We start from the raw sequence: 24497 nt of genomic DNA on the forward strand, positions 1-24497 counted from the left end.
AGTTACGCGTTGGAAGTCATCTCGATCGTCCTGTTCCTGTTGGTGGCCGTGGTGGTCAGTGGCGCCGCGTCGCGCATGCTGCCCCTGCCGATCCCGACACCGCTGGTGCAGATATTGCTTGGCGGCCTGATCGGGCTGTCCACCTCCTATCGCGTCGAACTCGATCCCGAACTCTTCCTGCTGCTGTTCCTGCCGCCGCTGCTGTTCCTCGACGGCTGGCGCATCCCCAAGGACGAATTGCTCAAGGATCTGCCGGTCGTCCTCGAACTGGCGCTGGGGCTGGTGCTGCTGACCGTGCTCGGCATGGGCTTCGTGATCCACTGGATGATCCCGGCGATGCCGCTCGCCGTCGCCTTCGCGCTGGCGGCGGTGGTGTCGCCGACTGATCCGATCGCGGTGTCGGCGATCGCCGCGCGCGTGCCGATTCCGCGGCGGATGATGCACATCCTCGAGGGGGAATCGCTGCTCAACGATGCATCGGGCCTCGTCTGCCTGCGCTTCGCGGTCGCGGCGGCGCTGACCGGCAGCTTCTCGCCCGCCGCGGCCGCAGCCAATTTCCTGTGGGTCGCCGGGGCGGGGATCCTCACCGGCATCGTCGTGACCGTCGCCGTCACCCGCGCCAAGGCATGGGTGTCGCGCCGCTATGGCGAGGAGACCGCCTCGCAAATTCTCGTCAGCCTGCTGATCCCGTTCGGGTCGTACCTGCTCGCCGAACATATCCACGCCTCCGGCATCCTTGCCGCGGTGGCGGCGGGGGTGACGATGACCTTCGCGGAAATCTCGCGCCAGGCGATGGCCGCGACGCGGATGCGGCGCAATTCGGTCTGGGATACCGTGCAGTTCGCCCTGAACGGCATCATCTTCGTGCTGCTCGGCGAACAGCTGCCGGGGGTGCTGGCGGGGGCGGCGCAGACGGTGCGGATCACCGGCCACGGCAATCCGCTGTGGCTGGGCGTCTATGTCGTCGCGATCGTCGCCGGGCTGGCGGCGCTGCGCTTCGCCTGGGTCTGGGTGTCGCTGCGGCTCACGCTGTTGCGCCAGCGCAAGGGCGCGGACGGCGTCAGCCCCGACTGGCGGCTGATCGCGGCGATGTCGCTCGCGGGCGTGCGTGGCGCGATCACGCTGGCCGGCGTGCTGACGCTGCCGCTGGTGCTCGACGACGGGTCGCCGTTTCCCGCGCGCGATCTCGCGATCTTCCTCGCGGCGGGCGTCATTATCGTCTCGCTCATCATCGCCAGCCTGCTGCTGCCGGTGCTGCTCAACGGCCTGACGCTGCCGCCGGAGCCGTCGATGCAGGCGGAGGAGGACAAGGCGCGGGTGATCGCCTACGAAGCCGCGATCCGCGAGATCGAGCATGCGCAGCACGAACTGGCGGAGGCGAACGGCAACGCCGATTTCTACTCGGCGGCGGGCAGCCGGATCATGGACCTGTACCGCGACCGGATCGAGAGCCGCAGCCAGGGCGCGCGGGTGGCGGCGGAGGCGCGGTTGCAGGACCGGCTGGAACGCGACCTCCGGCTGCGCGGCCTGAAGGCCGAACGCCGCGCCATTGTCGACAGCGCGCGCGACCGGCGCATCGGCAGCGCCACCGCGCAGAAGCTGATCCGCGAGCTCGACCTGCAGGAGGTGCGAACCCGCGGCTGACCGGTCAGGACGCGATGCGCAGCGACAGCCGCAGCGTGCGCGGCTGGCCCGGATAGATCCACACCGGGCTGTACGAGCTGAGCGCGTAGCGTGCGTCGAAGAGATTGTCCGCCTCCGCCCGCACCGTCAGGCGCCGGGAGAAGGCATATTCCACTGCCGCCTTGGCCTTCACATAGGCCGGCAGCACGAGGCCGCTGGCGTCGACCGCGCCCGCGCGGTCGCCGACATAGGCCGCGCCGCCGCTGACCGACACGCCGCGCCCCGCCGGATCGAGGAAGCGGCCGAGCACGAACAGCGTGCCGCTGTGCGCGGGAACGTTGAGCACGCGATCCGTCGCGAAGGCGGCATCGTCGGTCCGGGCGTGCGTCCAGGCGTAATTGGCGATGACCTGCCAGTGCGGCGCGATGCGGATCGCTGCGTCGCCCTCGATCCCGCGGCTCGACAGGCTGCCGACCGGCGCGAGGAAATTGGGGTCGGTCGGATCGTTGGTCAGGATGCCGCGCTTGCGGATGTCGAACCAGGTCAGCGCAATGTCCACGCCCGGCCAGCGACCGGCGATGCCCAGCTCGTAGCCCTTGCCGGTTTCCGGCGCGAAGCCCTGTCCGGTGCGATCGGTACCGGAGTTGAGCACGAAATTCTCGCCCCAATTGGCGTGCACCGCGACGGCATAGGTCAGCCGGTAGCGGCCGCCGACGCGGAAGGTCACCGGCTGGTCGATCGTCCGCCCGGTCAGGCCGGTGCGATTGTTGCGGATGCGCTGGCGATAGGCGTCGAGCCGCGCGCCGCCCGACAGCGTCAGCCGGTCGCCGACGTCCCACATATCCTGCACGTACAGCGTGCCGGACCAGCGCGCCTCGTCATTGTTGGTGAACGGCAGCAGGACCGGCGGCGCCTGGCCATAGACCGGCTGGAACACGTCGATCGCATAGGGGGCGGCGGCACTCGGATTGCGCCGCATCCAGCGCTCGCCGTACTCGAGGCGATAGCCCTTGATACCGATACTCGGCCGGTGCGCGCCGAGGCGCCCGGACAGTTCGAGGCGCGCGGACAGGTCGTCGACCGAGAAATCGCGCGAGCGGCGCTGCCGCCAGAGCGTCCGCCCGTCGACCAGCCGCGACTGGTCCGACGAGAATCCCTTCAGCGTTCCCGTTCGCCAGGCGATGCCGCCGTTCACCGTCCAGTCGCCGAACGTGCCGATGCCGGTCAGCTGGTGGCGTTCGTTGCGGAAGCGGGTGACGCCGTCGCCGGGCTCGCCGTAGAAGGCGCGGCGCGGGGCGGCATTGGCGTCGTTGCGCAGGGCCGGGATGCCGCGATCGAACGGCGTGTCGAAATGATTGATCTCCGCCAGATAGGTCAGGCGGACGGCGTCGACCGGCTGCCAGGTGATCGACGGGGAGACGACCCGGCGTTTCAGCGCGACGAAGTTGCGCCAACCGTCCGAATCCTCCGCGGCGACGACGATCCGCGCGGCCAGCGTCGCCGACAGCGGGCCGGTTGCATCGAGCTCGATCCGGCGCGTGTCGAACGATCCATAGGTCAGAGTCGCGCTGGCGGCGGGTGCGAAGTCCGGCGTCTTGCTGACGATGTTGACCCGTCCGGCGGGATCGATGTCGCCGAACAGCGCGCCCGCCGGCCCCTTCAGCAGCTCGACCCGTTCCGCCGTCGCGGGATCGCGGGGCGGGCCCATGCCGCGGTTCGCGAGGAAGCCGTCGACATAATATTCCGCGCCGCCATCGGGCGTGCCGAGGAAACCGCGGATTGCGAAATTGTCGATCACGCCGCCGCGATTGTTCTGGTTGCTGACGTTGCTGACCAGTTCGAGTGCATCGGACAGGCGATAGGCGCCCGCCGCGACCAGCAGGTCGCGCTCGACCGACCGGCTCGACTGCGACGTCCGTTCGGTGACGATGTCCGACGAGCTCGTCGGATCGGCCCGCGACCGCCGCGTGCCGAGCACGACGATATCGCCCTCGTCCTTTTCCTCCGTGGCGGGGGTATCCGTTTCCGGTTCGGCGACGGCGGGCGTGGCGGACAGCAACAGGGACGACAGCAGGGCAGCCGTAGAGAAACGGAGGAGCAAGGAACAGCCTTAGAAAGAGATGATGTATCATTGCAGGTGGAGGATATGGCGCGGCTCTGTCAACCGGGTAATGCGCGTATCCGGCCCGCCGATGACGCGGGGAGGCAACGAAGCGTGTGGCATCGGCGTATATACCCGCAGGGAGCACCCGCTCCGCACCGATACAGGGAGACGATGATGGCGAAGACTGCTGAAAAGCGCGGCAAGGACGAGACCGCAGCGACCGAAAAGAAGGTCAAGGCGACCGGCAAGCCCGCCGGTGGCGCGCGCGGCGGCATCACCGCCCCGGTCACGCCGTCGGCAGATCTCGCCGAGATCGTCGGCGACAAGGACCTGCCGCGCAGCGAGGTGGTGAGCAAGGTCTGGGCCTATATCAAGAAGCACGACCTGCAGGACGCCAAGGACCGCCGCCAGATCAACGGTGACGACAAGCTCGTCAGGATCTTCGGCAAGCCGTCGGTCAGCATGTTCGAGATGAACAAGCATCTGAGCGCGCATCTGACCGCCAAAAAGGCCTGATCCGCCCCGACGAGGGGATCGGCGTGACCGATACCCTCGTCGTGCGTGGTTAGGATATCCTCTACCTTTCCGCGCTACGTCGGCGACCATGTCGTCGCCCCGCCAGGAATCTGCCGAGCCCGATCGGGTTGCCAACGTGCTGGCGGACGCGATCCGCGGCTGTCGCCGGCACCTGATGTTCGCCGCCCTGTTTTCCGGGCTGGTCAACATCCTGTACCTCGTGCCGTCGATCTTCATGTTGCAGGTCTACGACCGTGTGGTGCCGACCCGTGGCGGCGCGACGCTGCTGCTGCTGACGCTGATTCTGGTCGTATCGCTGATCGTGTTCGCGATCCTCGACATGATGCGGATGCGGCTGTTGCTGCGCGCGAGCCTGCGACTGGAGCGGCGGGCGGCGCCCGGCATCCTGCTGCGCATCCTCGGTGCCGACGATGCGACCGGCGGGCAGCGCAGTCAGGCGATGCGCGATTTCGACACGATCCGCGGCACGCTGACCGGGCCGACGATCATCGCGCTGTTCGACGCGCCCTGGGCGCCGATCTATATCGGCATCGCCTTCCTGCTCCATCCGTGGATCGGCGTGCTCTCGCTGGTGAGCGCGCTGCTGCTCGGCGGGATCGCGATCGCCAGCGACCGGGTGACCGCGCGTGCCGCACGGGACACGCAGATGCGCGCGACGCTCGCCACGCGCGAACAGGATGTGTCGATCCACGGGTCGGAGGTCGTCCGCGTGATGGGCATGCGGAATGCGGTCATCACCCGGCACCTGCTGGAGCGCGCCGAACTGGTGCGGCGCCAGTCCGCGCTGGCGGGAACGGCGGGGCAGTTCCTCGCGGTCACCAAGTTCCTGCGCCTGCTGCTGCAATCGCTGGCGCTGGCGCTGGGCGCGTGGCTGGCGATCCGGCAGGATATCTCGGGTGGCGCGATCTTTGCCGCCTCGCTGCTGCTGGGGCGTGCCTTGCAGCCGGTCGAACAGATCCTCGGCGCGATGAAGCCGCTGGTGGCGGCGCGCAACGCATGGCGCGACCTCGACGCCTTCTGCCGCCGGCCGGGTCCCTCGGCGCATGCCACCGCGCTGCCCGCACCGGTGGGGCGAATCGACGTGCGCGGCGTCACGGTGCTTGCCGACAACAGCGACCGTGCGCTGCTGTCCGACATCGCCTTCTCCGTCGAGCCGGGCCAGATCGTCGCGCTGGTCGGCCCGAGCGGGGCAGGCAAGTCGACGCTGCTGCGCGTGCTCTCCGGCGCCCTCTCGCCCGACAAGGGCGAGGTGCGGATCGACGGCGCCAGCCTGAGCGACTGGAACCGCGAACAGCTCGGCAAGCATATCGGCTTCATGCCGCAGACCCCGTCGCTGTTCCCGACGACCGTCCATACCAACATCTCGCGTTTCCAGTCGGTGCTGTCGGGCGAGAGCGAGGCGCTGGATGCCGCGGTCGTGCAGGCGGCGCAGGCCGCGGGCGCGCATGAGGTGATCCTCGGCCTGCCCAAGGGCTATGCGACGATGCTGAGCATGGCGGAGGGATCGGGCCTGTCCGCCGGCCAGAACCAGGCGGTCGCGCTGGCACGCGCCTTGTTCGGGCTGCCGACGATCCTGCTGCTCGACGAACCCAATGCGCACCTCGATAGCGAGGGCGAGGCGCGGCTGGTGTCGACGCTGGAGGCGATGCGCCGTCGCGGCGCGACGATCGTCGTGTCGACGCACCGCACCGGCCTGTTGCAGGTGTCGGACAAGATCATGGTTCTGCGCGGCGGCACGATCCAGCTGTTCGACGAACGCGCCAAGGTGGTGCGACCGACGAGCCCGACGGCGGTGCCCGCAGCCGCAGCGGGAGGCGCACGATGATCCACGCCGATCTCGCCATGCCCGAACCGGACGCCGGCCGTCAGAGCATCGCGCAACGCCTGCATCTGGACGATTCGCCGCGCGCCGCCATTCTCGGCGGAGCCATCGTCGCGATCCTGTTCTTCGTCGTCGGGCTCGGCTGGGCCGCCTTCGCGCGGCTCGACGCGGCGGCGGCGGGCGAGGGGCAAGTCGTCGTCGCGGGCAATCGCCAGACGGTGCAGCATCGCGAGGGCGGCATCGTCGCCGCGCTGGCGGTGCGCGACGGCGATCACGTCCGGGCCGGCCAGATCCTCTTCCGTCTGCAGGGTGCCGACGTCGCTGCGAGCGAACGCGCGCTTGCCGCCAGCGTCATCGATCTTCAGGCGCAGCGCGCCCGGCTGGAGGCGGACGTCCGCGGCAGCGCAATCGTCTGGCCGGCGGAGTTCGCCGCCGCGACCGGCGACGACCTGCGGCTGGTCGAGCGGGCCAAGGCGTTGCAGGCCGCGCAACGCGCCGCCCGCGCCTCCGCGCTCGCCGCCAACGGCGCAGTGCTGCGCCAGCAGGAGGCGGCGGTCGCGCAGCAGGGCAGCGGCTATAGCGCGCAGGCGCAGGCGACCGCCCGGCAGCGCACCTCGCTGCGCCAGCAGCTGGAGAGCACCCGTGCGCTCGCCGACCAGGGCTATGTCTCGCGCAACACGGTGCGGGCGATCGAACGCTCGATCCAGCAGCTTGACGGCACTGACGCCGATTTCGTCAGCCGCTCCGCCGCGGCGCGCGAACAGATCGGCCAGACCCGGGCTGAGGTGGTGCAGAACCGCCGCAAATATGTCGAGGACAGCGCCACCCTGCTGCGCGACACCCAGTTCCAGCTCAACGAGATGCTGCCCAAATGGCTGGCGGCGCGCGACCAGCTCGCCCGCACGATCATCCGCGCGCCGGTGACCGGGCGGGTCGTCGGCCTGCGCGTGTTTTCGGTCGGCGGCGTGATCCAGCCCGGCCAGCCGATCCTCGACATCGTCCCCGATGCCGCGCCGTTGGTGGTGCGGGCCAATTTCGCGCCGGGCGACATCGACGGCGTGTTCGCGGGGCGCGAGGCGGAGGTGAAGTTCCTGTCGCTGCACGAACGCGACCTGCCGATCCTGACCGGCACCGTCCGCAACGTGTCCGCCGACGCGTTGCGCGACGAACAATCGGGCCACAGCTATTTCAGCGCGGAGATCGCGGTGCCGCGCGACCAGATCGCGCAGATCGAGGCGGTGCGCGGCGGCGATACCGGCATTCGCGCCGGCGTGCCGGTCACGGTGCTGGTCAAGCTGCATTCGCGCACCGCGCTCGGCTATCTCCTCGATCCGTTGACCGAGGCCTTCTCACGGTCGCTCCATGAACGGTAAGCTGCGCCTCGCCCTGATCGTCGCTTTCGGCCTGTCCGCCGCGGCGGGCGCGCAGGAGAGCGACCCGCCGTCGATCTATGTCGAGGCGAAGCTGCCGCCGGAAACGCTGGGGCAGGCGATCGCCGATGCGTATCGCAGCAACCCGGCGCTGGAGGGGCAGCGGGCGCAGCTGCGGGCGCTGGACGAGCAGATCGTGCAGGCGAGCTCGCCCTATCGGCTCAACGCAGGCATCAACATGTCGCTGCAATATCGTTCGCAGGAGCAGCGCGGGCTGCTCGGCGAATTCGAGACGCTGCGCGCGCGCAACATGGGCGCGACGCTGACCGTGTCGCAGATCCTGCTCAACGGCGGCCGCACCGCCGCGCAGGTGTCGGCGGCGGAGGCGACGGTGCTCGCCGGGCGCGAGCGGCTGCGTGAGGTCGAGAATGCGATCCTGTTCGAGGTGGTCGATGCCTATGTCTCGGTGCGCCGCGACCAGGCGCTGGTGACGATCCAGCAGCGCTCGCTCGAGTCCTACGGTCGCCAGCTGACGCAGGCGATCGCGCGCGAGCGCGGCGGCGACCTGACCCGTACCGATATCGCGCAGGCGCGGGCGCAGCGCGAGATCATCCGGGCGCAGCTGGCGCAGGCGATCGCCAACCTGCAGGCGAGCCGCGGGCGGTTCGCGGCGGTGGTCGGGCGCAATCCCGGGACACTGATGACGCCGCCGACGCTGCCCGGGCTGCCGGCCTCGCTCGAGAATGCGTTCGCGATCGTCGAACAGGAAAGCCCCAGCCTGTGGCAGGCGATCATGGCGACCAAGGCGGGCGATGCGCGGATCGCGGCACAGCGGGCCGAGCGTGCACCGATCGTCGCGCTGACCGGCAGCTACGGCTATACCAGCCCCTATTCCTATCAGTTGCGCGACGCCGGGCCGGCGGCGACCGGCGGCGTCACGCTGACGATGCCGCTGCTGACCGGCGGCGTGATCGGATCGCGGGTGCGCGCCGCCATCGCCGAACGCCAGCAACTGGGGTTCGAGGTGGAGACGACGCGGCGTTCGGCGCTGGTCACCGCGCAGAATGCCTGGAACCAGGCGGTCGCTGCGGGCGAGCAGATGGATGCGGGCCGGCTGGCGACCGAGGCCGCGCAGGCGGCGCTGACCGGGGTGCAGCGCGGGTTCGCCGAGGGCTTCCGGTCGAATTTCGAGGTGCTCGATTCCGAACAGCGGCTGCTGACCGCGCAGCTGGTGGAGACCAACGCGACCTATGCCGCCTATGCCGCCGAGGCGCGGCTGCTGGCGACATTGGGGCGGCTGCAGGCGGCGGCGATCGACCAGGCGGTGCCGGCCTATGATCCGGTCCGCAACACGCGGGCGGTCCGCCGGCAGAGCTTCGGGCCGTTCGATCCGGTCCTCGCGCCGATCGACCGGGCGCAGATGCCGGGCAGTGCGGCGCGACCGGCGCCGGTGCTGCCGGTCGCAACCGACGTCCGCATCCGGCCGGCCGCGGTCCGGGCGGTAGCGGGACCGACCGGGCGGGCGCTGCCGATCGGGCCGGTGCTGCGCGGGCCGGTGGCGGACGACCTCAACGATACGCTGGTGACGGGCGGGTCGTAGGGCCCGCCGTTCCACCTCGGAGCGGTCTGCTCAAGCCGACAGAAGATTGGTTCGCGCGGAGGCGCGGAGGACGCGGAGGTGATTCGCTTGCGGCAGCGTCTCCTTCCCATCGGACGGTCCGCCGGTCGGGCGAACGGAGGGACGGGCCGCTGTCGCGGCAAGCGCGACACCTCTGCGTCCTCCGCGCCTCCGCGCGAACCCGTTCTTCTACCGCTGATGCGCGCCGACCGGCCACCGCTCACTCGCGGTCGACCAGTTCCCGATAGAGGCGGCGGTAGGCGCCGATGATCGTGTCGTGATCGTAGTCGCGATGCACCCGTTCGCGCATCGTTTCGCCCATCGTGCGGCGCTTTTCGGGGTCGCCGGCGATCGCCAATATGCCTGCGGCGGTCGCTGCCGGATTGACCAGCGGGGTGACGATCCCGCCATGGCCGACGTCGCCGTCGCCGCGCCCCTCGATCATCTCGCGGCAGCTGCCGACGTCGGGCGCGACGACGGGGATGCCGCAGGCGCCGCCCTCGAGAATCACCAGCGGCTGCGCTTCGGACAGGCTGGTGAGGACGAGCAGGTCGATCTTCGCCATCCAGTCCTCGATCCGGACGCGGCCGGCGAAGTCGAAGACGGGGGCGAGCCCCAGATCGTCGACCAGCCGGGTGCATTCGTCGGCATATTCGGGGTCCTCGTCGGCAGGCCCAAGCACGGTGAAGCGGATGTCGGGGCGCTCGGCATGGACGATGGCGGCAGCGCGGATGAAGGTCTTGATGTCCTTGATCGGCACCACCCGGCCGAGCAATGCGACCAGCGGATGCGCCGGATCGCGGGCGTCGGCCATGCCGGTGAAGCGACCCGAGTCGATGCCATTGGGAATGACGCGGACCCGGCCCGACGCCGCGCCGAGCCGGCGCTGGACCATGGTGTTCTCACCATAGAGCGCGACGATCGGGTCGCAGGCATCGTAGCAGGCGGTGCCGTAGCTGGTGAAGGCGCGTACCCAAAGGTCGCGCAGGTCGCGGACGCTGCGTTCGAGTTCGAGGCCGGTATCGACCTGATCGCCGATCCAGTCCGCCATCATCACCTCGATCTGCCGTTCGAGCAGGTAGATGCCGTGTTCGGTGATGAACGCCGGGCGGCCGGTCTGGCGCGCGGCGCGGGCGGCGAGCAGGCCGGCGAAACCGGTCGAGATGGTGTGGTAGGCGCGGGCGCGCGGCAGCGGCGCGGTCAGCACCGCGAGCAGGCCGCCGAGCAGCACGCGCATTGCCCAGAAATAATGGTGGAACGACGCCTTCGGCAGCATCGCCTGATAATGACGACGCAGGCGCGCAAAGACGGCGGGATGCGACAGGATGTCGCCGGTCGCCGGCGGGCGACGCAGGCCGCCGATCAGGTCGATGAGCGCGGCGAGCCGTTGCGCGTCGCCGGTCGCGACGAAGGCGACCAGCGCATCGGCGATCGGGATCGCGATGGCGTCGGCGAGCGGGCGCGGCATCGCCGGTTCGGGCGCAAGGCCGATTTCGGTGACCGATATGACGTTGGGCGGCGGCGTGAGGCGGAAGGGGGCGGCATCGGCGCCCGGCTTGATCGCGGCGATGGCGAAGCGGACGTCGGGCAGGTGGGTGATGAGATCCTGCAGCCAGCCCGACACGCCGCCGATGACATAGGGATAGGCGCCCTCGACGATCAGGCAGACGTCGGCCTCGGGTGTGTCGGCGTGGGTCACGCCGCGGCATGCTCCTGCCACCAGCGTGCCACCGTCAGCGCCTCGGGGCTGGTCGCCTCGGGCCCGGCGGCGAGCGTGTCGGCCGCCATCACGTCGATCGCGGCATAGTCGCCGGCCGCCCATAGCGCCTCGATCGCCAGCGCTTGTCGTGCGGGGTCGGTCGCCGGCATCATCGCCACCGCATCGTCGCGCAAATGGCCGCGCTGCGAATCCGACAGCAGCACGTCGGCGCGGGCATGATCCGCGAGCAACGCGACGAGGCGCGAGGCCGCCTCGGGATCGTCTGTGCGCTCCGCCAGGGTGGCGCGGGTCAGCATCAGATTGTGCGCGACGCGCGACGATGCGGCGGCGGCGAGCGCGCGGATCGTCTGGTCGCCGTCGGTCAGCGCCAGCGCGATCAATGGCGACAGCGACGGTTCGAACGAGCGGACGACGGTTTCCAGCGCGCGCCGCCGCGCGCCGACATCGCCGTGGCGGAGAATCGTGACCAGCGAGCTCAGCGTCTCGGGGCCGGCGTGGTGGACGCGCCCGTCCAGCATCCGCGCCGCGGCAAGGCTCGCGCCGCGCTGGCCGACGCGGACCGCGGCCGGGCCGAAGATGGCATCGTCCGTCTGCGCGGCAGGCGCCGTGCGGCGGCGGACCAGCGGCAGGGCGACGGCGATCCCGACGGGCCCCAGCACGCCGAGGATCGCGGCGGCGAAGCTCAACATCGGACCGCTGCGCAACCAGAGGACATAGCCGAGCGCGGTGAGCAGCGCATGCGCGCCGAGCGCCCAGCCCGGGGCGATCCCGCCGACCGCGGACAGGCTCCACAGCGCAATGTCGAGGATCGCGAGCGCCGCGAGCCGCGCGGTCATGCGACCAGCCCGGCCGGCCTCGGCGATCGCTGCGCCGCGCGCGACGCATCGGCGAGCAGCGGCGTCAGCCACGTACCGACCTCCGCCAGCTCCGCGACGCGGGATGCGTTCAGGGCGGCGAAGGGGAGGGCATGGAGGATCAGGCATCCGACCAGGTCATCGGTCGCGGGGTCGCAGAGCGGGACCGCGGCGACGCCGATGCCCTCCAGCGCCGCCCGGTCGCTGCGCCGCGCGACGTGGAGAATGCCGCGCCGGCGCAGCAGCCGTTCGATCAAGGCGGTCGGCAGCACGTCGCGACGCACCGCGGCCTGTGCGCCCCGCAGCCACGCCCGCGCCTCGTCCCCGGCGATGCGATAGCAGGTGAAATCCTCGGTCCGGGCGGCGAGCGCGGTGAGACGCACGATCGCCTCGCGCCGGTCGGCCGGATCGGCCGACGACAGCCGGGTCGCGGTGTCGATGACATGGCCCAGTGTCGCGCTCTCGGTGGCGATCTGGACCTGCAGCCGCCGGTTGGTGCGCGAGAGGGCGTCGAACGCCTCGGTCATCCGCGCGAGGTTGCGCCGGGCGACGCGGTCGCGTCGTTCGAGCCGGGCGTGGCGATTGGTACGCAGGATCGTCACCTCGCCGATCGCCACCGCGGCGACGAACCAGAGCAGCGGCGGCAGCGACAGATGGAACAGATGATCCAGATAGTCGCGCTCGCCGCCGTTCTCATGCGCGTGGAGCAGCCACAGGCCGGAGGCGATGGCGGCCGCGATCACGCCCGGCGCGGTGCCATAGGCGAGCGCCATCACCAGCACCGGCAGCCAATAGGGGCTCGGCTGGATGGCGGCGAAGCCGGTGCCGCCGGTCAGCCACCAGTCGAGCGCGACGAGCGCGGCGAAGCCGAGCGCCAGCTCGACCGCGATGCGGACCGGCCGGCGCCAGGGGGGAGGAGGCCCCGGCGTCATCGCGCCTCGCCCAGACTACGGGTCAGCTGCGCGCGCGCGAACAGCTGGCGGCCGGAAAAGCCCGCCCGCGCGATCGAGGTGATGCCGCCGCTGCCCTCGATCCGCCAGCCGATGCCGATCGGCGCCGCGACGCCGAGGCTGGCGGTCGGGCCGTCGCCGCCGAAGCGGTCGACCGTCCATCCGGCAAGGCCGGTCATCTGAACCACGCCGACGCTGCCGCTGACCAGTCCCTGCAGCGTATGGTTCTCGCGCGTGGCGAGCGGCACGATCGGAATGGCGTCGGCGCCGCGGCGCATGCGCTGGACGTATTCCGCCTCGTAGCGATAGGTGAGGCCGAGCGCGGGGAACTGGCGCCGGATCAGATAGTCGACGCCCGCGCTGGCGACGATCGTATCGCTCGCGCCGGGCAGGCCGGCGAGACCGTAGCGGTTGGCGCCCGCATCCGCCTGCACGACGACGCCGGGGGTGAGGCGATAGGTGACGCCGACGAGGGCGCGCGACAGATAGCCGCCCGCCAGCACCTGCGCGGCGGTAGAATAATCGGGCATGTGGCGTAGCACGGTCGCGCGGAACTGCGCCTCTGCCGGGCCGGCGACGAGGCGGACGCCGCCGCCGGTGACCGCATCGTCGAGCGCCGCCGATGCGAGCAATTGCACGCGGACCGTCTCCTCGATCGTCGTCGCGACCGCGGCGTCGGCGACGGTCGCGCCCGCGCGCTTGCCGCCGGCGACCCGGCTGACCAGATGACGCACGCTGCCGCCGGCGGTCAGCCGCGCGCCTATCGCGGCATCGACCCGCGTACCCAGTTCGACCTGCGACAGGTCGCTGCCGTCGCGCGCGGTGACGGTAAGGCTCGCGGTGCCGGGCTCCGCCGCGATCGCCCGGCGTGCGGCGCGATCGTCGGCGCCGAGCGCGCGATAGTCGCGCGCCGCGCCGCGCGAATCGCCATCGGCCGAGCGCGTGTCGGCGAGCAGTCGGGCGACGCTCTTGTCGTTCGGGTAGCGCGTGGCGAGCGCCGCCGCCCGCCGTCGTGCCGCGCCGGTATAGCCGGCGGCGGCGTCGGCCTCGATCGCCGCGATTGCCGCATCGCGCGCGGTGTCGCCCTCCGGTGCGGATGGCGCGGCGACGGGGGCGGATGGCGTGAAAGCGACCGATACGGTCGTCCCCGCCTGGCGCCACGTCATCGTCCATCCCGGCGCAGGGCGCAACACGAGGCTGTCGTCGTTCCAGCGCAGGTCGCCGATCGCCTCGCCGGCGGCGCTGCGGAACGCATCGATCCGCTCGGCTGCCAGCGGCCGGTCGAAGCGGGCGACCATCTCGCCCTCGGCCTCCTCGATCCGCACGTTCGAGCCGTCCGGCCAGATCAGCAGGGGGGAGGGCGCAATAACGCGCGCATCGGCGAACACCGCTGCCGGAACCGACAGGACGGGGGGCTCCGCCAGACCGAGCAACAGCGCGATCATTGCGCGAGCACCGTGCGGGCGCGGCCCGGTTGACCGCCCGCGATCAGCAGACGGGCGTGGAGGGCGGCGAGTGCGCGATCCTGCGGCGCGGCGGCGCGCAAGCGTTCGACCATGGCGATCGCCTCCGCCCGCCGGCCGAGTCGGTCGAGCAGTTCGGCGCGCACACGACTGTCCGGCGGGGTTTGCGCCAGCGCGCGTTCCAGCCACGGCCGCGCCGCCGCCGTACCGCCGGTTCGCGCCTGCGCGTCCGCCATCAGCCGCAGCGCGGCTGCATCGTCGGGTGCGGTCGCGAGATGATCGCGCAGCCATTTCACCGTCCCCGCGGCATCGCCGGCATTCCATGCCGCCCAGGCAAGGTCGATCGCATCGCGCGGCCCGGCGATGCCTGCCGCGATCCGTCGCCGGGCGAGCGCGCCCGCCGGCACCGCATCCGCCGGCGCCGTCGCGGCGAGGGCACGCAATTGCGCGGGGCTGAGGTCGCGCCCGTCGAGCAGGGTGGCCGCCAGCTTCGGTGCGGCGGCATCGTCGCCGGCGGCACGCGCCAGCGACAGGCGGGTCAGCATCACCTCCGTCCGCGCCGCGAGCGGGTGGCGCGAGAGGAAGGCTGCGGCCTCGGCCGGGCGATCACGCTGCGCGTAGAGCGCGAGCCAGTCAAGCTGGTCGGCCGGCGTGCCACGCGTCGCCTGTTGCCGCAGCCACGCGAGATCGTCCGCCGCCGGGCGCGGTCCCATCAGGTAGAGCAGGCGCTGCGTCGCCGGGCTGGCGACCGGTTGGTCGGTTGCGGCGCGGCGCAGCATCGCGCGGGCATCGTCGCGGAAGCCCGCCGCCAGCAACTGTTCGGCGATCGTCTGCACCGGTGCGCCGGTCGCAGCCGCGCGGGTGAGCAGCAGGCGGCGCAGGCCGTCGCGGTCGCCCGCGCCGGTCATGATCGTCTCGCGCGCCGCGTCGCGCTGGTCGGCGGGCAGCCGGTCGGCGGCGCGCAGCGCGGCGGCGGTGTCGCGGGAGCGGGTGGCGACGCGGATCGCCAGCCACGGGTCGGCGCTGCGCCAGTCGGCCCGCGTTGTGCGGTCGAGCATCACGATCAGGTCGCTGCGGCCAGCCTTGTCGGCGCGCCGCGCGAGATCAAGTGCCAGTTTCGGGTCGGGTGGCGGGATCGCGCCGCGGGCGGCGGCGGCGATCACCAGATCGGGCCGGTCGATGGCATAGGCCGCGGCAATCAGGTCCGCCGGTTTGACTCCGCCGCGGCCGTGGGCGGCGTACGACACCAGCGCTGCGGCTTCGTCGGTGCGGCCGGCCTGTCGCAGCAGATCGACGTGGAGCGCCCAGGTCGCCGGCGCGGCGCCGTCGGGGCGTCGCCGCAGATAGGCGAGCGCGACGGCGGGTCGCTTCGCCGCGACCAGATCATAGGCGACCTGCGCCGTCGTCACCGGTTGCCCGTCGGCGACCAGCTGCGCGGTCAGCGTGGCGAGCGCCGCCGCGTCGGCGGTGGGGATGGCGGCCGCGATCGATGGCGGCGCCGGCAGCAGTGCGTCCGGCCGCGCCGCGATCGCGGCGGACGCGGGCGGTACGGACAGGTCGACCGGCTGCGCACGCCGTTGCGCGTGCAGCACCTCGCGCCGGCCGGGCAGCAGCAGTAGCCCGCCGGCAAGGAGGCCCAGTCCGGCCAGCACGGGAATGGCGACCGCCAGCCAAGCGTGTTGACGCTTCGCGCTCATCCCGTCGGCTCGGGAATCAGGCGGTCGAGCGCCAGCGTCGCGACATAGGGGCGGAAGCCCGCCGCGCGTTCGCGGGCATAGAGGCCGGCGATCTGCCGCGGCGCGGACGGGTCCCAATAGTCCAGAGTCGTGAGGGTCAGCGCCGGATTGCGCGCCTTCGCCGCGCGCAACCGGTCCGCCTGCCATTGCCAGTCGCTGTCGCTGAGCAGCTCGTAGCGCTTCGTGGTGAAGTTCCAGCGCGACGCCATCGCCTCGCCCAGCACGATGTCGATGCTCGTCGCGACGTCCGGCAGCATCGCATAGCCGCGGTTCAGCATCATCCGCATGTTCGGGAAACGGGCGCGCAACTGACCGATCAATGCGGCCCCCGCCGCGACCATGCCCTTGTTTGCTATCGGATTCTGCTGCTCCATCGCTTCGACGCTATCCATCGTATCGATGAAGATTCCGTCATAGCCGAGCGCAAGAACCTCGGGCACGATGCGGTCGATCACCGCGCGGCGGGCGGCCTCGTGGCGCAAGTCGAGCATGCGCGCATCGGGCCAGTTCGGATTGGGCGGGCCGAGTGCGCCGGCAGCGTCCAGCGCCGCGAAATAGCTGCGGTTGCGCTCCACCTCGCCCAGGCTGACATAGCCGAGCAGGCGGCTGCCCGGTCCGCGCAGCGGCGCGATCGGGCGGGCGTGATGCGGCTCTAGCACCAGCAGGCGATAGCGGCGGGCGTTCGCGGGATCGCTCGCCGGGCCGTAATCGACCGCCCAGTTCCAGTCTCCTGCGGCGGGCAGCGCGCGTTTCTTCGCCGCGGCGTCGATCGGCGCCTTGAGCCCCAGCGTTAGCCCGACCGCACCGAGCGTCAGCATCCTGCGTCGTCCCCAATGGACCTGATCCGTCACAGCAACCGCCCCCCATGCCCGACGACCGACGGATTGTTACCGACGAACAACAGATAGGTGAGGTTGACCGTCGCCTCCGCCACCAGCGCCAGCCCGACCGACGCGCCCACCACGGCGCCGGCCATATAGCCCCAGCCGAACGCTGCGAAGCCCTGATCCCATTGCAGGAGCGTCGCGATCGCGCTGCCGATCGCGAACAGACTCCAGGTCATCAGGATGCGGCCGAACAGGTCGTAGTAGGCGAGCACCACCGTCGCGGCGATTGCGACGAGGTGGAACACCGCGCCGAGCGAGGTCTGGCGGAAGGCGAAGATCGCGCGCGCATCGGCGCCGATCCAGTCGAACAGCGGCACCGCCAGCACCCAGGACAGTGCGGCGGCGAGCGCCTGGACGAGCACGAGCAGCCGCAGCCCGTCGAGCAGCGTGGCGGCGACGTCCCGGCGTGCCTCCTCGATCCGCTCGAGCGTCGAGGTACCGGTGCAGCGCGCGATCAGGTCGCCGAACGCGCGGTCGAAGCGGGTTTCCGCGACGATCAGGATCAGCGTCAGCCCCGGCACCATCGTCAGCAACCCCAGGAAGCTGCCCTGATCGTTGATCGGGTTGAGCCGCAGCAGGCCGACCGCGGCGATGCTGTCGGGGCCGACCCACAACAGCCATTTGTCGATCCAGATCGCCGCCACCGCGGCGACGCCGGCCGCGGCGACGATCCGGGCGAGCTGGGGGGCGATGGCGTCGCGCGGCGGCAGCGTCGCGATCGTCGCGAAATGACCGCGGATCACCCGGACGATCGCGGCCAGCGTCAGGCCGATCCCCGCGGCGATGACCGCCAGCGCCGACGTGATGCCGGGATGCGGCAACAACAGCAGCGCGGTCGCGGCGAAGGCGATGCCGAGAAGATAGGCGAGCGGCACGGCGCGGTAGCGGCGCAGCGCGGTGAGCAGCGGGGCGGCGATCCAAATCTGGGTGAGCCAGGCGAGTATGATCGTCGCGATCGTCGCCTGCAGGAGCGGCAGTCCGGCGAGGAATCCGAAGACCAAGGCGCCGACCGCCAGCGCGAGCGCTCCGCCCGCCGCCAGCGCGACGATCACGATACCGGTGACGCCCGCCGCGTCGCGCGCGAAGATCCGGTCGGCGGCCATGCGGGTGGCGAGGATGCCGATCGGTGCCGCAGCGAGCGCGGACAGGCTGAAGGCGTAGACGAGCACGGTCTGGACGACGCGGCCGCCCTCGCTGCCGAGGTGGCGCAGCGACCAGCCGTCGAGCAGCGCCATCGCCACCGCGGTGATGAGCCATGGGCCGGCGCTGATGATCGCACCGAACGCGGCGGCGCCGACGATACCGCCGACGCCGCCTTCGCGAGCGGTCTTCGCAAGTTGGAACCCTATGCCGGCCATGACGTCGACCGCGTCATCACACGATCACATGAAGAAGTCGTTTGCAGTCAAAGCGTGATGGCCGAGCAAGGCGACCGAGAAATCGGCGGCGGAACCGGAGTCGGTGTTGCCCTCGACGATCGTATATTCCTTGCCGCTGATGATCTGGTAGCTGTAGCGGAGCTGGCCGGGGGCGGTGAATTTGGTGCCTTGGCCGATGAAGTTGAACGCTTGGTCGCCGCGGGCGAGCAGCGAGGTGTTGGCGTCGATCGCCGAGAGGTCGATCCGGTCCTCGCCCTGCATGAAGTCGCGGATGATGTCGCGCGTGCCGAGCGCGGCGCCGCTGTCCGTCGTCGCCTCGAAGCGGAAGATGTCCCGCCCCGCGCCGCCGGTCAGCAGGTCGACGCCGCGACCGCCGGTGAGGATGTCGTCGCCCGCGCCGCCGTCCATCGTGTCGGTGCCGTCGCCGCCCAAGAGCGTGTCGTTGCCGTCGCCGCCGTTCAGCGTGTCGTTGCCGAGCCCGCCGATCAGGCGGTCGTTGCCGCCCAGACCGTTAATGACGTCATTGCCCCAGCTGCCGTCGAGCACGTCCTGTTCGCTGGTGCCGGTCATCGTTTCGGACAGGATTGACCCCGTCTTGGTGATGCCGACCACGTCGGTGACGCCGATCGTCAGCGTCTGCGTGTCGATCGCGCCGCGCGCGTCGGTGGCGACGACCGTCACCGCATAGACATTGTCGCGATTGGCGTCGGTCGGCGCCTCGTAATCGGGCGCAGTGATGAACTTCAGCACGCCGGTGGTCGCGTCGATCGTGAAGTTGCTGCCGTCGCCGCCCGCCTGGATCGAATATTTGATCGAATCGCCCCAGACCATATTGGCGTCGGTCGCGGTGATCGTGGTCAGCGCGGTGCCGTTTTCGGCGATCGACAGCGCACCCGTGGTGCCGCCGCCGAACGAGGTCAGCACCGGGCCGACGTTCGCCTCGTGCCCGACCTTGACGTCGTGGGTGCCGATGGTGCCGATGTCGATCGTCAGGATCTCGCCGATCTGGCTGGCGATCTTGCCGCCGGTGACGGTGACCCAGTCGGTGCCGGGGGCCTTCACGTCGACGACGACCTTGCCCTCGCCCTGTACGGTGAACGACAGGTCGCGGCCGTCGCCGCTCAGCGCGGTCAGCTCGGCGCGCATCGGCAGCGCGGTGATGTGGGTCACGTCGTCGGCGACCGCACCCATGGTGATCGTATAGGTGCCGCCCGCCTTGGGCAGGAACACCTTGTCCGCGTCATAGGCATACCAGCCCGCGACGCTCTTGATGACCTGTCCCTTGCCCTGGCCGTCGATGTCGAGGCTGAAGGTGCCGGTGGTCGCGCCGACCGTCGCGGTGATCGTGTCGCCGACGACCTTCGTCGTGATCGTCGTGTTCTGGAACGCGCTGATCCGGGTCGCGAGATCGGCGAGGGTCACGAATTCGAGGTCCGCCTTCGCCGCCTGCGCGATGAAGTCGGTGAACATCTGCTTGGTGTAGCCGCTGACGGTGCCGTCGCTGGTCCACATCGTCGGGCCGTAATCGTGCCATGGCCAGACGACGACGGGGGCGTCGCCGCCCGCGGTCAGCCCGGCCAGTTCCTTCGCCCAGACCGCGCTCGCCTCGGCGACGGTCTTCTTCTGGAATTCGATCAGAGAGAAGTCGAACGAGGTGTTGGGCGCGATATAGACCTTGTCGTCCGCGGCGTTCTGCGGGGTCATGAAGCCGAAGGCGTTGGGATAGCCCGCGCCGACGCCCGAATAGCCGCCGCTGAGATAGGTGACGTACTTCAGGATTTCCTGGCTGGTCGCGATCTGTTCGGGCGCACCGGGCACCGCGGCGCCGCCGACCGTCACCGTCTTGCCGAGGAAGGCGCTGAGCTGCTTTTCCAGCTCGGCGCGCGACTGGCCGAATTCGAACTTGATCTGTTCGTCGGTCAGCAGGTTGGTGTTCTCGGGATGGGTATAGCTGTGCGAGCCCAGCTCGTTGCCCATGTCGAGCAGCTGCTTGTAATAGGGCAGCGACACCGCCCAGTCGGTCGACTGGCCCGTCGTCGGGCTGTTGCCGACGTTGACGTAATAGCTGCCGACGAAATTGTAGGTGTTCTTCCACTCGGTGAGGATCGGCAGCAGCTTGTCGTAGATGCCGGGCGCGTTGTTTGCGGGATTGACCTCCTCGCGCTCCTGGCTCTGGTCCATGTCGACGCGCGAGGCGAACATGCCGGCTTCGCGCGTCATCTGCACGCCGACCGACAGGCCGCTGCCATGGACCGAATAGTCGATCGCCTTCTGGAGCAGATTGTCGTCCGCCATCACCGCTTCGGACGAGAAGATGACGTTGCGGCCACCGGTCTGCGTCGCGATCGCGGCGGAATAGGTCTGGCCGTTGATCGTCTCGGTCGCAATCGTCGTGCCGGTGCCGCTCTCGCTCTTGAACGCATTCCAGCCGACGCCCGCATATTGGCGCACGACCTGGCCGTCGGCATAGCCGTCGAACACGGTGCCGGCCGCGTCGGTCGCCTTGATGGTGACGTCCGCCGGGAATCCGCCGGTGACGCGGGTCGCGTCGAACAGCAGCTTCATGCGCGCATAGCTGTCGCCGGGAAGCGCACTGTTGTCGGCGGCGTTGGTCATGAACTCGCCCGCTGCGACGAGGCCGATGCCGAACTGTTTGGTCGCCTGTTCCAGCGTCTGCGCGATGAGGTCGGCCTTGCCCGCCTCGACGTTGCGGAATGAGGGAAAGACGATCGAATCGTATTTCGCCAGCGTCGCGAGGCTGGTGAGGTCGCTTTCGGTCAGGATGTCGAACGGCACGCCGGCCTGCATCGCCTGGCTCTGCGCCGCCATGAACAGCTGCGAATAAGCGGTCTTGCTGAAATAGTTGTTCGCGGTGGTTTCCGACCAGACGATCGCGATACGGTGATCGGCGGCGGCGGTGACGCCGGTGTCGTTGAAGACGGTGAACGGCGCGGACGAATAGCTGCCGGGCAGGTAGACGCTGTCGTTGACGTCGTAGATCGTGTCGATCGCCTGCGGATTGCCGACCGCCACCTTGGGCACGCGAAATTCCACGGTCGTGCGATCGGCGTTCCACGCCGCCTGCAGACCGCCCGCGACGAGGGTTTCGCCGGCGCCGCCACGATAGAGCGAGACGGTGCCGTCGGCGGCGAAGTTGACGTTATATTCGGCGCCGCCGGCAAAGCCGAACACCTGATAGCCCGTGGTCGCGTTGCGATCGGTGTTGAGCCAGGCGGTGGTGTTGGCGCCGATCGCCGTCGGTGCCGTCATCGCGAAGACGAAATCGACCCCGTCCGCCTTGGCGTAGATCGCATAGCCTGCGGGCAGGCCGCGATCGATCCGGTCCGCCGAGGTCCATTCGTTCAGATTGCCGTCCAGAATGACCGGTGCCGCGTTCGCCATGCCGAAAGATTCCCCGTTAACCATCAGATGGCCTGCCGGAGGCCCCCGTTGCTTCGCCCGTAGCAAGATGCGCACAGATGTCGAAGGGGGATAAAACAGAAGAGAGCACAGGATGTTGTGCCAATGCGGCACCATGCCGGCCCCGGTGATCGGACCGGGACGTTAACCGCATATCTTTACTTGCCGACATATCTTTACGTGCCGACGGGCGATCGGCGCGCGGCGCGATTGCCTTGCGCGACCACGGCGGGCAGGGAGGGGCGGTCGGCATGCCCCGCCGACGCATCGCATCGCCGACGAAGCGGAACATCGCCTGCTCCCTCGCGCTATGCCGTCAGATCCGCGATCCGCGGATCATATCAATGCAAAGAGGTTTTCTATGGCCGCAGACAAACTCGACATCGACATCGCCACCGTGCTCGACAATCCGAACGAGCGGCAGGTGGAATTCTCCGGCGAAGTCGATGCCGAAGAGTTGCAGTTCGCCGTGCAATATGACGTGCTGGAAGCGCTGAGCGGCGATGCCCCCGAAGAGGATGATGCGGTCGAGATGTTCAACCGCTTTTCGGACGAGATCGCCGAGGCGGGGCTGGCGGCGCTGGCACGCAATCCGGACCAGTCGCTGATCGTGATAAGCGAGAACGACCTTGAATAAACGGGTCCGGGAATAGACGGGTCTGAGAAGAGCGGGGCGGCGCCGTCGAACGCCGCCCCGCCGATGACGTGACGATTATTCGTCGACGCCGAGCGTTTCCTTGGCGGCCTGCAACGCGGCCTTGCCGCCCTTGCGCACCGTCTTGACCGCACCGGCAGCCGACTGTTCGACCTTTTCGCCGGCCTTGCGGCCGAGGCCGATCGTCTTGGCCATCGCGCTGCGGCTCTCGCTGTAGGACGGCGCGACCATCGGATAGTCCGCCTTCAGGCCATAGCGCTGGCGATATTCGTCCGGCGTCAGGCCGTGCGTCGTCAGGTGGCGACGCAGCGTGCGATAGGGCTTGCCGTCGATCATCGAAATGATGTGATCGCGCGAGGCGAGCGACTTGCGCGCCGACACGGCCGGGACATGCTCCTGGGCGGTCGCTTCGGTCTCGCCCGCTTCGGGATTCGCCAGCTTGCCGACCGCCGCGAACATGGATTGCAGGAATGCGGGAACATCATCCGCCGACGTGCGCGTGTTGGGGTTGCTGAGCCATGCAATGGTCAGCTCGGTGGCAAGCTCGACGGTATTCGTCTCTTTGTTCATTCGGGTTACTCGCTTGGTCGGACGGGGTCATGTCGATACCTGGGGGAGGATCGACATTGCCGTAAAAGACTTTTGCCGGGATAAAGTCAAAAGAACAATTTCGGCTGATGTCATCGGCGCAGTCGATCAATTGTGGTTATGTGACGGTGAACCGGAATAACGGTGCCGCGCGAAGAATCGGCCGGTCTAGTCGAAGTTCCTTCAGGCGGCGCGATCCCTCATCCGGCTGCCGTGGGAGTCGGCGGGCACCGCCGGGCGGCGGGAACGGAGCGCTTCGCTCAAGTGTATTGTTTCAAGGGCTTACGAGACGGGATATTCATGGCGCTAACTCCACGTCTGTCCGGGCAGGTGGCGGCGCGCGCGCACCATTCGCCCGCGGCGGCGATATTGCAGAAGATCGAACCCTTTTTCGCGATCGGGCAGATTTCCGGCGGCCCGCTGCTGATCGCGACGCTGATCGCGCTGGTCGTGGTCAATTCGCCGATCGGGGCCGAGTACATCCGGCTGTGGGATCGCGGGGTGCGGATCAGCTATGGCAGCTGGTCGTTCGCCCGGCCCGCCGCCGAGTGGATCAACGATGCGCTGATGCCGCTGTTCTTCCTCATCATCGGGACGGAGGTGAAGCGGGAGTTCGTCAAGGGATCGCTGTCGTCGCTGCGCACCGCGGTGTTTCCGATCGTCGGCGCGATCGGCGGGCTCGTCGTGCCGATCGCCATCTATCTGGCGTTCAACCTCGGCACGCCGTCGCAGCATGGCTGGGGCGTCGTCGCGGCGATGGACACCGCGTTCAGCCTCGCGATCGTCGCGATGTTCACGACGCGGCTGCCGGTGGCGGTGCGCGCGGTGCTGCTCGCCTTTGCCGCGATCGACGACGTGTTCGGGCTGCTGGTGATCGCGGTCGCCTATACCGCGTCGATCGACCTGTGGTTCCTCGGCCTCGCCGGCGTGGCCTATGCCGGTATCCTCGGCCTGTTGCGGCTGCGCTGGGTCGCGCCGATCCCCTATGTGCTGCTCGGCATCGTCGTATGGATCGGCGTGTTCGGCTCGGGCGTGCATCCGACGATCGCCGGGGTCGCGGTCGGCCTGCTGCTGCCCACGCGGTCGCGACTGTCGGAGGGGCGGTTCGCCGAGCGGGTGCAAAAGCCCATCGACCAGTTCAAGGCAGCGCATGCCGCGGCCGAACGGACCGACGACCCGGCGGAGGCGGAGGAACAGCGGGACAGCGCGCAGCGGCGGCTGGGCTATATCCACGAGATGGCGGCGGCGACCGACGAGGCGGCCGAACGGCTGGTCCGGGTGCTGACGCCCTGGGTGTCCTATATCGTGCTGCCGCTGTTCGCGCTGTCGAACGTGCGCATCCATTTCTCCGCAGACCTGATCGCGGAGGCGGTGCAGGCGCCGCTCGCCATCGGCGTCGTCGCGGGTCTGGTGATCGGCAAGCCGCTGGGATTCCTCGCCGCGACCTGGGCGGCGACGCGGGTGGGGGCGGCGTCGCTGCCCGAGGGCGTCAACTGGCGGATGGTGCTGGGCATCGGCGGCGTCGCCGGGATCGGCTTTACCATCTCGCTGTTCATCGCCGAACTCGCCTTCACCGACCCGGTGCAGACCGAGCTGGCGGCGCTCGCGATCCTCGTCGCCTCGGTCGTGTCGGGCGTGTTCGGTTACGTCATGTTCTGGAAGGCAGCCGGGCCAGTGGGGGACGATCGGCAGGTTTAACGGAGAATGGGTTCGCGCGGAGGCGCGAAGGGCGCGGAGATGGACCGCTTGAGGCGGCGTGGCCCTCTCATCT

17 protein-coding genes are annotated in these 24497 nt (G+C 69.8%); 7 read left to right on the forward strand and 10 right to left on the reverse strand.

Annotation, left to right across the window (positions count from 1 at the left end; genetic code table 11):
• Positions 1–9: 9 nt before the first annotated feature.
• The gene (locus B2515_RS17130) at positions 10–1644 is read left to right on the forward strand and encodes a Na+/H+ antiporter (protein WP_293878423.1); all 1635 of its coding nucleotides are present in this window, start codon (positions 10–12) and stop codon (positions 1642–1644) included.
• A 4-nt stretch (positions 1645–1648) separates the two neighbouring features.
• Here the strand turns inward: B2515_RS17130 and B2515_RS17135 are convergent, their stop codons facing one another.
• A complete protein-coding gene (locus B2515_RS17135) occupies positions 1649–3724 on the reverse strand; it encodes a TonB-dependent siderophore receptor (RefSeq protein ID WP_293878425.1) in 2076 nt (691 codons plus the stop codon).
• Between the two features lie 177 nt (positions 3725–3901).
• Here B2515_RS17135 and B2515_RS17140 point away from each other — a divergent pair, with 177 nt between their 5' ends.
• The 4 genes from B2515_RS17140 to B2515_RS17155 all read left to right on the forward strand — a co-directional run bounded on the left by B2515_RS17140 (position 3902) and on the right by B2515_RS17155 (position 9056).
• Positions 3902–4243, forward strand: coding sequence for an SWIB/MDM2 domain-containing protein (locus B2515_RS17140; RefSeq protein WP_349676259.1), 342 nt, complete (start codon positions 3902–3904; stop codon positions 4241–4243).
• 88 nt (positions 4244–4331) lie between these two features.
• Complete coding sequence (locus B2515_RS17145) at positions 4332–6089, forward strand: type I secretion system permease/ATPase (RefSeq protein WP_293878426.1); 1758 nt, start codon at positions 4332–4334, stop codon at positions 6087–6089.
• A complete protein-coding gene (locus tag B2515_RS17150) occupies positions 6086–7459 on the forward strand; it encodes an HlyD family type I secretion periplasmic adaptor subunit (RefSeq protein ID WP_293878428.1) in 1374 nt (457 codons plus the stop codon). The genes B2515_RS17145 and B2515_RS17150 overlap by 4 nt, the downstream gene beginning before the upstream one ends.
• On the forward strand, positions 7449–9056 hold the full coding sequence (locus B2515_RS17155) for a TolC family outer membrane protein (RefSeq protein ID WP_293878430.1): 1608 nt from the start codon (positions 7449–7451) through the stop codon (positions 9054–9056). Before B2515_RS17150 ends, B2515_RS17155 begins: the two co-directional genes overlap by 11 nt.
• A gap of 238 nt (positions 9057–9294) precedes the next feature.
• Here B2515_RS17155 and pelF read toward each other — a convergent pair whose 3' ends face one another.
• From pelF to B2515_RS17195, 8 genes are read right to left on the reverse strand one after another with little or no spacing between them, the layout of a single operon-like run.
• Positions 9295–10773: a GT4 family glycosyltransferase PelF gene (pelF, locus tag B2515_RS17160; RefSeq protein WP_293878432.1), complete on the reverse strand. Its 1479-nt coding sequence runs from the start codon at positions 10771–10773 to the stop codon at positions 9295–9297.
• Positions 10770–11630 carry a hypothetical protein gene (locus B2515_RS17165; protein WP_293878434.1) on the reverse strand — a complete coding sequence of 287 codons (861 nt, stop codon included), beginning with the start codon at positions 11628–11630 and terminating at the stop codon, positions 10770–10772. The genes pelF and B2515_RS17165 overlap by 4 nt, the downstream gene beginning before the upstream one ends.
• Positions 11627–12580 (reverse strand): hypothetical protein, encoded by a 954-nt coding sequence (locus B2515_RS17170; protein ID WP_293878436.1) that lies wholly within the window; start codon positions 12578–12580, stop codon positions 11627–11629. The genes B2515_RS17165 and B2515_RS17170 overlap by 4 nt, the downstream gene beginning before the upstream one ends.
• Positions 12577–14043, reverse strand: a complete 1467-nt coding sequence (locus B2515_RS17175) for a hypothetical protein (protein WP_293878438.1) — start codon at positions 14041–14043, stop codon at positions 12577–12579. The genes B2515_RS17170 and B2515_RS17175 overlap by 4 nt, the downstream gene beginning before the upstream one ends.
• The gene (locus B2515_RS17180; protein WP_293878440.1) at positions 14040–15758 is read right to left on the reverse strand and encodes a hypothetical protein; all 1719 of its coding nucleotides are present in this window, start codon (positions 15756–15758) and stop codon (positions 14040–14042) included. The genes B2515_RS17175 and B2515_RS17180 overlap by 4 nt, the downstream gene beginning before the upstream one ends.
• A complete protein-coding gene (locus tag B2515_RS17185) occupies positions 15755–16615 on the reverse strand; it encodes an endo alpha-1,4 polygalactosaminidase (RefSeq protein WP_293878442.1) in 861 nt (286 codons plus the stop codon). The genes B2515_RS17180 and B2515_RS17185 overlap by 4 nt, the downstream gene beginning before the upstream one ends.
• 29 nt (positions 16616–16644) lie before the next feature.
• A complete protein-coding gene (gene pelG, locus B2515_RS17190; RefSeq protein ID WP_293878444.1) occupies positions 16645–18042 on the reverse strand; it encodes an exopolysaccharide Pel transporter PelG in 1398 nt (465 codons plus the stop codon).
• A gap of 24 nt (positions 18043–18066) precedes the next feature.
• Positions 18067–21465 (reverse strand): M10 family metallopeptidase C-terminal domain-containing protein, encoded by a 3399-nt coding sequence (locus B2515_RS17195; RefSeq protein ID WP_293878446.1) that lies wholly within the window; start codon positions 21463–21465, stop codon positions 18067–18069.
• Between the two features lie 379 nt (positions 21466–21844).
• On the opposite strand from B2515_RS17195, the gene B2515_RS17200 reads away from it, so the two are divergent.
• Positions 21845–22120, forward strand: coding sequence for a DUF1488 family protein (locus B2515_RS17200; protein WP_293878448.1), 276 nt, complete (start codon positions 21845–21847; stop codon positions 22118–22120).
• 75 nt (positions 22121–22195) lie between these two features.
• Here the strand turns inward: B2515_RS17200 and B2515_RS17205 are convergent, their stop codons facing one another.
• Positions 22196–22708, reverse strand: a complete 513-nt coding sequence (locus tag B2515_RS17205) for a MucR family transcriptional regulator (protein WP_293878450.1) — start codon at positions 22706–22708, stop codon at positions 22196–22198.
• Positions 22709–23026: 318 nt separating this feature from the next.
• Here B2515_RS17205 and nhaA point away from each other — a divergent pair, with 318 nt between their 5' ends.
• Complete coding sequence (gene nhaA / locus B2515_RS17210; protein WP_293878452.1) at positions 23027–24424, forward strand: Na+/H+ antiporter NhaA; 1398 nt, start codon at positions 23027–23029, stop codon at positions 24422–24424.
• The last annotated feature ends 73 nt before the right edge of the window (positions 24425–24497 follow it).

This window comes from Sphingomonas sp. UBA978 (assembly GCF_002292295.1).
GTDB lineage: Bacteria > Pseudomonadota > Alphaproteobacteria > Sphingomonadales > Sphingomonadaceae > Sphingomonas.

Excerpts from the sequence above, each read along its gene's own strand:
- B2515_RS17140 (WP_349676259.1), top strand. The coding sequence starts at position 3,902 with ATGGCGAAGACTGCTGAAAAGCGCGGCAAGGACGAGACCGCAGCGACC.
- B2515_RS17145 (WP_293878426.1), top strand. The coding sequence starts at position 4,332 with ATGTCGTCGCCCCGCCAGGAATCTGCCGAGCCCGATCGGGTTGCCAAC.
- B2515_RS17150 (WP_293878428.1), top strand. The coding sequence starts at position 6,086 with ATGATCCACGCCGATCTCGCCATGCCCGAACCGGACGCCGGCCGTCAG.
- B2515_RS17155 (WP_293878430.1), top strand. The coding sequence starts at position 7,449 with ATGAACGGTAAGCTGCGCCTCGCCCTGATCGTCGCTTTCGGCCTGTCC.
- B2515_RS17165 (WP_293878434.1), bottom strand. The coding sequence starts at position 11,630 with ATGACCGCGCGGCTCGCGGCGCTCGCGATCCTCGACATTGCGCTGTGG.
- B2515_RS17170 (WP_293878436.1), bottom strand. The coding sequence starts at position 12,580 with ATGACGCCGGGGCCTCCTCCCCCCTGGCGCCGGCCGGTCCGCATCGCG.
- B2515_RS17175 (WP_293878438.1), bottom strand. The coding sequence starts at position 14,043 with ATGATCGCGCTGTTGCTCGGTCTGGCGGAGCCCCCCGTCCTGTCGGTT.
- B2515_RS17180 (WP_293878440.1), bottom strand. The coding sequence starts at position 15,758 with ATGAGCGCGAAGCGTCAACACGCTTGGCTGGCGGTCGCCATTCCCGTG.
- B2515_RS17185 (WP_293878442.1), bottom strand. The coding sequence starts at position 16,615 with ATGCTGACGCTCGGTGCGGTCGGGCTAACGCTGGGGCTCAAGGCGCCG.
- pelG (WP_293878444.1), bottom strand. The coding sequence starts at position 18,042 with ATGGCCGGCATAGGGTTCCAACTTGCGAAGACCGCTCGCGAAGGCGGC.
- B2515_RS17195 (WP_293878446.1), bottom strand. The coding sequence starts at position 21,465 with ATGGCGAACGCGGCACCGGTCATTCTGGACGGCAATCTGAACGAATGG.
- B2515_RS17200 (WP_293878448.1), top strand. The coding sequence starts at position 21,845 with ATGGCCGCAGACAAACTCGACATCGACATCGCCACCGTGCTCGACAAT.
- B2515_RS17205 (WP_293878450.1), bottom strand. The coding sequence starts at position 22,708 with ATGAACAAAGAGACGAATACCGTCGAGCTTGCCACCGAGCTGACCATT.
- nhaA (WP_293878452.1), top strand. The coding sequence starts at position 23,027 with ATGGCGCTAACTCCACGTCTGTCCGGGCAGGTGGCGGCGCGCGCGCAC.